Below are 5,644 nucleotides of genomic sequence, written 5' to 3'. Positions count from 1 at the left end.
AGTACATTGACACGCGCCTGGCCAAGCCGCAGGGCTGGGGTGCGTGGGACTACTGTCTCCAGCGCGGGGACTTTCTCATGCCCCATGCCAACGGCGCGGGCAGCACCGCGCTCCACGCCACCGATGCCGTGCGCTTTGCCTACTGCCTCGCACGCGGTGGCAAGTGGGCAGGGAAACAAATAGTCCCGCCAGAGTACCTCGCACTCTGCAACAAGATGCTCCCCTACAACCCACACTCGCCGTTTAGCCTCCAGTTCGAGCACAACGCCGACGGCCACGTCGCCGGTGCACCAAGAGACGCCTTCTGGAAGTCTGGGGCGGGTGGCTTCTGCCTCTATGTCGTGCCATCGCTGGACCTCGTCTTGTACAAAATGGGCGGCAGCAACGGCCAGTACGACCCGACCTACACAAAAATCCCCCAGCCCCCGCAAGACACCAGCCGCGACAACTGGAAGCCGACTCCCCGCAGCCTCTTCCACGACGGCACCCTAGGCGGCGACGACGGCCTCCGTAGAGTTTTAGAGATGGCCTGCGCCTCTGTGATCGATTGATCTGGAGGCGTTTACACAGATGCGGCACGGCGTAAACACCATACCACCAGAGGAAACAAAGCCCGTTCCGGGCTGAGGAAATGAGTAGCCCAGCACGGGCTTTATTTCTGTCGGAGCCACCTCCTTTAGGGGGTGGGCTTGTATGATACAATTGAGATGGCATAACAATGTTGGTTGTGCCCGCCAACGCAGCGGCGTAATGACGACCCTGGAGAATAAGATGAAAATTGTCTACACCCCTCTCTCCTCGGGAGTCGCACGGTAGCGACTCTCGATTTTTAGAGTACCCACGACGGGTATTCACGCTAGAGCAGTTCGGCATTGACCGGGCGCGGTTTCTGGCGGAGCTTGCCCCCTCGTTCTACCCCCTTCCCTGGGATACCTACGATGTCCGGCGGGAGCAAGTGCGGCGGCTCTTTGCCGCCTTCCCCAACGAGCACCCTCGGCTACAGCAGTTTCTGGTGTCGTACTGGAGTGGCACCGAGACTCTGACGGCGATCGAGGACTTGCTGGCGCGACTTCCCACAGAAGAACGCACCGCGCTAGAGTCCGTGGCTCCCTACCGACGCCGAGCCATGGCGCGGTTTCGGCTGAAGCGCCTCGGCTCTCACTGGGGGCAGGAGCGCCTTCCCGACGAAACGAGCTTTGCGCAGGGCAAGCTGGACTCGGGCGATCTTCGCGCCCTGCCCCGTCTCTTTGCCCCGATGGAGCCAAGCGTGGCGGAGAACGCAGGCTTTGCTCGGCTCCGCGAGGCCGTCGCGGAATTGGTGGCCGAGGCTCGACCCGATGCTCGGGCACTGACCCTCACAGTTCATCAGATGAGCGTGGTCTGTCGGCCCGGCCAAGCGGCGACCAACTCCCCGGAGGGCATCCACCAGGACGGCTCGGACTACATTGTCTCCGCCCTCGTGGTGGAGCGCACGGGCGTGACGGGCGGCACCAGCCGCGTTTTTGGGCCCGATCAGAAGACCATTCTGCTAGAGCACACGCTCCAGCCGGGCGAGGGGCTTTTTCAAGCCGACGTGGGCTCGCCGCTCTGGCACGATGTCACCCCAGTACGCCGGTGTGAGAGTGCGCAGAGCAACGGTATCCGCAGTGTCTTAGGCTTCGATATTCGGCTACATTCTCTTTAGCGCAAGGGCAAGAGTGCCGCAAAGAAGAGAACCATTCCGCACAGGGTATTCAGAAGGGGGAAGTTTTTGTAGAGCTTCATCACCCCTTCTTCGGTCCCTGCACGGAGCGAGAGTAGCATGAGCGTGGCATAAACCAGCCCAAGCGGCAGAGCGAGCCAGCCGAGGGTAACCGAGGCCAGTGTGGCGGCGGTGACATAGAGCGCGAGGCAAAAGAGCAGTGTCCCACGCAAGCCCAGAGTGGTAGCGACGGTAAATGTCTTGCTTTCTTTGTCAGCGGTGATATCCGGAACGGCGGAGTAGGCCTGCATCGCCATCACCCACGCCCAGCCTGCAAAAAGAGTCGGGAGCGAGAGGTTGCTGCCGCCTGCGAGAAAGTAGGCAACATAGCCAGGGCACAGATAGAGCGCGTTGAATGCCGCGTCCAAGAATGGCTTCGCCTTTGCCCGAATGGGAGGCGCGGAGTAGAATGCAGAGAGCGCAACAAAAGCAAGCAGGGCAAGCTGCGCGGGGCGGGGCAGGAAAAACGCGGCGATAAAGAACGGCAGGTTGGTCAAGGCGATGGCAAGCGTGAGAGGCTTTCTTGCATCTGGGGGAACCAATGCCTCGTAGCCGCGTTTCTTGGCATTAAGAACATCTGTCTCGTAGTCAAAAATATCGTTGATGCCGTAGATCAGCAGATTTGCGGGGAGCAGAAAATACGCAAGAAAGAGCAGAGCAAGTGGAGAGGAGAAAACCGCAGGTGACTTCAGCGCCGCAAGACCCACCACATACGGGCCAAGGACATACATCCAAAATCGAGGGCGGCTTGTCTGCCAAAGGCGGGCGGGGGTCACGGCTTATTCTACCGTCTGCGCTTGTTTTCGCCGCCATCAGCGGTTTTTTTGTCGCACGTTTCCCTGTCCGCCCCGAGCTGGCAATAGTCTCGGCGATCTTTGTGCTGGTCTTTGCCTGGCCAAGCTACGCTGCGATCGTGCGCTGGCTTGGGGCAAAGCGTGGCGTGGGTTTGCTGGTGCTGCTGGGAATCTACGCGCTGGTTTTAGAGACTGTGGCGGTGAAGACGGGCGTGCCCTACGGACGGTTCTCCTACGGCCCCAAAATCGGGAAGTTGCTCTTTGATGCCGTGCCGTGGACCGTGCCATTCTCGTGGACGCCGCTGGCGCTCTGGGCACTGACCCTCTCACGGGGACGGATTTTTCTGGCAGGGGCACTACTCGTCGGAGTGGACTTGTGCCTCGATCCGGGCGCAGTGGCGCAGGAGTTCTGGCGCTACGAGGCAGGCGGGATGTATTTTTCCGTGCCTCTCTCTAACTTCTTGGGCTGGCTACTCTCCGGCTCGCTCGGGGCATGGCTGGGACGAAATTCCGATTGGGCGAGTGCCCCCAAGGAGGCCATGACCAGCGGGCTACTGAGTATCGCGTTTTGGACGAGTGTCTGCCTGAACATGGGGCTCTGGGTGCCGGGCTTCGTCGGAGTGGGCCTGCTAGCGGTAAGTCTCCGAAAACACGCGGTACAATAGAGCCCATGCCCCATCCGATGCACGATGATATTCAAGAAGTGCTCTACAGTGAGGCGCAGATCCAGCAGCGGGTTCGCGAGCTGGGAGCGCAGCTCACCCAAGACTATGCTGGACGCGATCTCCATTTAGTGACGATCATGAAAGGCTCTCTCCCCTTCCTCTCCGACCTGATGCGCACCATTGATCTCCCCCTGACCCTGGATCTGATGGGAGTCTCGTCCTACAGCGGCATCAACTCCACGGGTGAAGTACGCCTCACCATGGACCTCGATGAGTCTATCGAGGGACGTCATGTGGTGATTGTCGAGGACATTATTGACACGGGCCTGACCCTGAGCTATGTCCTACGCAACCTGCGCCAGCGCGCCCCAGCATCGGTGAAGATCATCACCTTTCTGGACAAGCCCGCCAAGCGCGGTGCGTCTATCGAAGCCGACTACGTGGGTTTCACGATCCCAGATGCGTTTGTGATCGGCTATGGCCTCGACTGGAACCAGCGCTACCGGAACCTGCCCTACGTGGGTATCCTTAAGCGCGACGTTTATGCGGGACCGCTTTAATAGACGCAACCCAAGCCCCGTTTATGCTGTCCTAAGTACTATGAACGACGAATCTACCCCCGAAACCGTGAACTCTACTCCTGAGGAGACAACAACCGTGGAAGCTGAAGCACAGGCGGAAGCCACTTCTGAGACGCAAAAGACAATGCCCCCCCTCACGGCGGAGCGCGTCACCGATATTACCTTTGGCCTGGGCAAGGCCGCCGTGGATCTTATCGATCAGGCCGCCCGCCAGTTAGATGACTCGGTACGCCAGATTCGCCAAGACACACCAGGCTTTCTTGCCGATATGGAAGAGAAGGGCCGTCCCATCCGTGAGAAGCTTAGTGAGAGCTTTAAGGGCTTCAATGTCGCGGATGTCTTCAATAAGGCGACACATAAAGGCGATGGAGCACCAGACACTGGCCCCGATGATTTCGATGATATCGAGGCACTGGAAAACCGTGTTCGTGAGCTAGAGCAGCAGGTCAGCACCGAGCCCACCGAGGCCCCTGCCCCTACTACGGTCACAGAGCCAGAAAAGCCTGCGGAGGTATCGCCGTTTTCCATGCTAGAGCTAGACGACGATCCCGCTCCCGTGCCTGTGGCGGAGGCAAAACCTGTCGCGGAAGCCAAGCCAAAGCCCGCTCGTAAGACAGCTGCCGCCAAAACGACCGAGACACCTCCCAAGAAACCCGCCGCGCCACGCACTCGCAAGAAGCCTGAGGGCGAAGCGGCTGGCTAAGCTCATCCTAGCCTCCGCCTCCCCACGTCGGCAACAGCTCTTGGGCCTGCTCGGGGTAGAGTTTATCGTCGAGGTAAGCCGCTTCGAGGAGTCGTCGCTGGCTTATCTGACGGACGGTCGTGTCTATGTCCAGCAGGCTGCACTGAGCAAGGCCCAAGAGGTTGCACAGCGGCACGCAGGCTGGATATTGGGCGTGGACACCGATGTGGTCGCGCCCGATGGCACCATTCTCGGAAAGCCTGTAGACTCCGACGATGCTATCCAGATGCTACGCTCGCTCTCAGGCAAGACCCACACGGTTTTCTCCGGAGTCGCACTGCTTACGGTTCCTGAGCCCGGCCAGATCATCGCGGAGGCGCTGACCGTTGTTGCGACCCGCGTGACCATGGCCGATCTACCTGAAGACGCGATCCGCGCCTATGTCGCCACCGGGGAGCCACTCGACAAAGCCGGAGGTTATGGTATACAAGGAGGTGCCATGCCTTTTGTCACGCATATCGAAGGTGACCCTTCCAACGTGATCGGTCTGCCTCTCTGGAGTGTAGCGGAGCTACTTTCTGACGCAAAAATTTCGCTCTGGCGCAGCACGGGCCCAAATATTGCGTCATAATAGAGAGAAATGAGTCGGTACTTAGAACTATCCGTCGAAGGAGATATGGAGCGTGTAGGCGAGCGAGCCTTGCGCGCGTATCGCCGTCTTGGTAAAGTCACACAAAACAACCTTACCAACGGGCAAATTGTGGGAATCATCAAGATAGATGGTGAGCCTGCCGATGTTACGATCACCTGGAAACCGGGACGAGCTGGGCGCATCAAGATGGAAGTCGCGGCAAACTCTGAAGATACCCTCAATCGTGCTGCCGATAGCGCCATGTACACCTATGCCAGTACCTACAAAGCCGTAGGTTGGCCCAACCCTGAACGAGAGCGCCAAGAACGTAAGCAGAAGCAGCTCCGAATGGGGGGCAGTATTCTTGCTGTGATTCTTCTCGGCACCTTGGCTTTTCTTCTCTTTCGCACGGGTGCAGGTCATAAAAGTGGTGAGGTAGCAGGCTGAAAAACGCGGCGACTCCAAAAGGCAAAAAAGGAATCCAACTCGTTGCCAAAAAAGAAACCGCGTAGACGGGCAATTACTTCACCACCAACCACGCTCCAGCGCA

General features: G+C 59.0%; 7 protein-coding genes and 1 pseudogene. 7 read left to right on the top strand and 1 reads right to left on the bottom strand.

Annotated elements, in window-relative coordinates; genetic code table 11:
- Together RMO15_RS10105 and RMO15_RS10100 are read left to right on the top strand one after the other, a co-directional pair.
- Nucleotides 1-551: pseudogene (locus RMO15_RS10105) on the top strand (serine hydrolase); the annotation flags it as partial.
- 227 nt (nucleotides 552-778) lie between these two features.
- On the top strand, nucleotides 779-1,684 hold the full coding sequence (locus RMO15_RS10100) for a 2OG-Fe dioxygenase family protein (RefSeq protein WP_309711468.1): 906 nt from the start codon (nucleotides 779-781) through the stop codon (nucleotides 1,682-1,684).
- On the opposite strand, the gene RMO15_RS10095 is transcribed toward RMO15_RS10100, so the two are convergent.
- Nucleotides 1,681-2,517 carry a prenyltransferase gene (locus tag RMO15_RS10095; RefSeq protein WP_309711466.1) on the bottom strand — a complete coding sequence of 279 codons (837 nt, stop codon included), beginning with the start codon at nucleotides 2,515-2,517 and terminating at the stop codon, nucleotides 1,681-1,683. The genes RMO15_RS10100 and RMO15_RS10095 overlap by 4 nt on opposite strands.
- Between RMO15_RS10095 and RMO15_RS10090 the strand changes: the two genes are divergently transcribed.
- From RMO15_RS10090 to RMO15_RS10070, 5 genes are read left to right on the top strand one after another with little or no spacing between them, the layout of a single operon-like run.
- Nucleotides 2,490-3,200 carry a carotenoid biosynthesis protein gene (locus RMO15_RS10090; RefSeq protein WP_309711464.1) on the top strand — a complete coding sequence of 237 codons (711 nt, stop codon included), beginning with the start codon at nucleotides 2,490-2,492 and terminating at the stop codon, nucleotides 3,198-3,200. The two genes, RMO15_RS10095 and RMO15_RS10090, sit on opposite strands and share 28 nt — an antisense overlap.
- Before the next feature lie 5 nt (nucleotides 3,201-3,205).
- Entirely contained in the window at nucleotides 3,206-3,760 is a 555-nt protein-coding gene (gene hpt / locus RMO15_RS10085; RefSeq protein ID WP_309711462.1) for a hypoxanthine phosphoribosyltransferase, read from the top strand.
- A 40-nt stretch (nucleotides 3,761-3,800) separates the two neighbouring features.
- Complete coding sequence (locus RMO15_RS10080) at nucleotides 3,801-4,484, top strand: hypothetical protein (RefSeq protein WP_309711460.1); 684 nt, start codon at nucleotides 3,801-3,803, stop codon at nucleotides 4,482-4,484.
- The gene (locus RMO15_RS10075) at nucleotides 4,462-5,094 is read left to right on the top strand and encodes a nucleoside triphosphate pyrophosphatase (protein ID WP_369016098.1); all 633 of its coding nucleotides are present in this window, start codon (nucleotides 4,462-4,464) and stop codon (nucleotides 5,092-5,094) included. The genes RMO15_RS10080 and RMO15_RS10075 overlap by 23 nt, the downstream gene beginning before the upstream one ends.
- Before the next feature lie 9 nt (nucleotides 5,095-5,103).
- Complete coding sequence (locus RMO15_RS10070) at nucleotides 5,104-5,541, top strand: hypothetical protein (RefSeq protein WP_309711458.1); 438 nt, start codon at nucleotides 5,104-5,106, stop codon at nucleotides 5,539-5,541.
- The last annotated feature ends 103 nt before the right edge of the window (nucleotides 5,542-5,644 follow it).

Source organism: Armatimonas sp. (genome assembly GCF_031410135.1).
In the GTDB taxonomy this organism is placed as follows: Bacteria; Armatimonadota; Armatimonadia; order Armatimonadales; family Armatimonadaceae; genus Armatimonas.
The sequence above is the reverse complement of the archived record's forward strand: the minus strand, read 5'-3'. Positions and strand labels throughout refer to the sequence as shown.

What these genes read in the sequence shown, in the direction of transcription:
- hpt (WP_309711462.1), top strand. Translation starts at nt 3,206, where the DNA reads ATGCCCCATCCGATGCACGATGATATTCAAGAAGTGCTCTACAGTGAG.
- RMO15_RS10080 (WP_309711460.1), top strand. Translation starts at nt 3,801, where the DNA reads ATGAACGACGAATCTACCCCCGAAACCGTGAACTCTACTCCTGAGGAG.
- RMO15_RS10070 (WP_309711458.1), top strand. Translation starts at nt 5,104, where the DNA reads ATGAGTCGGTACTTAGAACTATCCGTCGAAGGAGATATGGAGCGTGTA.